General features: G+C 63.6%; 1 protein-coding gene and 1 pseudogene. Both read right to left on the reverse strand.

The genetic code is table 11. The features are described 5' to 3' along the window. Nucleotides 1-47: 47 nt before the first annotated feature. On the reverse strand, nt 48-311 hold the full coding sequence (gene hfq / locus RSO01_RS46935) for an RNA chaperone Hfq (RefSeq protein WP_147157501.1): 264 nt from the start codon (nt 309-311) through the stop codon (nt 48-50). A gap of 292 nt (nt 312-603) precedes the next feature. Further along, nucleotides 604-744 (reverse strand): annotated as a pseudogene (locus RSO01_RS50255) (HGGxSTG domain-containing protein); the annotation flags it as partial. Nucleotides 745-835 lie beyond the last annotated feature (91 nt).

An 835-nucleotide genomic window follows, 5' to 3' on the forward strand; every position in this document is an offset into this window, starting at 1 on the left:
GTTGGTGCCCGCTGTCGGGCTTCGTCTTGCCGGCCATCTTGAGCCTGCTAGGAGCGCAGCGAGAGTGTCCTGCCCTGCTGCGGCGATCCTTGTCTTTCGAACAGCTGCACCACTGTCAGTGGCACGATGGTCGAGATCGTGTGCTTATAAACGATCTGCGAGTGGCGGTCGCGGCGCAGCACAAGCGAGAACTTGTCGAAAGAATCGATCGTTCCCAGCAGCCTGATCCCGTTCATCAAGAACACCGTGACGGGCGTCCTTTTTGTGTGCAGGTGGCTCAGAAAAACGTCTTGAACGTTGTGACTGTCCATCGCTCTACCTCGCCAGCCTCTCGACCTCGGCCTGTTGGAGTAAACTCGGGATGCACCAGCCGTGCCATCAGCTCGGCGCCCTCGATGCTTCGCACCTGGACCTCTCGCCCGGGTCGGGCCACCTAATCCAGGCCCTCGTAGTTGCGGTGCCTCATTCGCGGGGTCGCATGCACGCCCCATTCCATCGACGTGTGGCCGGGGTGGCATGGGTCGACCGTAGCATGGTCGCACCTCTGTTATTTCCCCTGTTACCAGCCGGGCCGGGGGCGAACGCAGTCATTGCTCTGCATTGCTAAGCAATGGCTGCGGGACCGCGTCTGCCCGATCGCGCCGCGCGCCACGCTGCCCAGCGCTGGCTTACCGCCGCCGAGATCCGCGCTCGCCCTTCCTGGGAGGTCGGGCCAGTCGATAGGCCGCCGTGAAGCCTACAGCGCCAGGCGAGACGACGGCCAGACGCCTCTCTATGGCTCCCTTACGCGTGGAATGGTCGGTCTCCCGGCTGCTAGCCTGACTGTCCGCTGGGC

The organism is Reyranella soli (assembly GCF_007992495.1).
Taxonomy (GTDB): domain Bacteria; phylum Pseudomonadota; class Alphaproteobacteria; order Reyranellales; family Reyranellaceae; genus Reyranella; species Reyranella soli.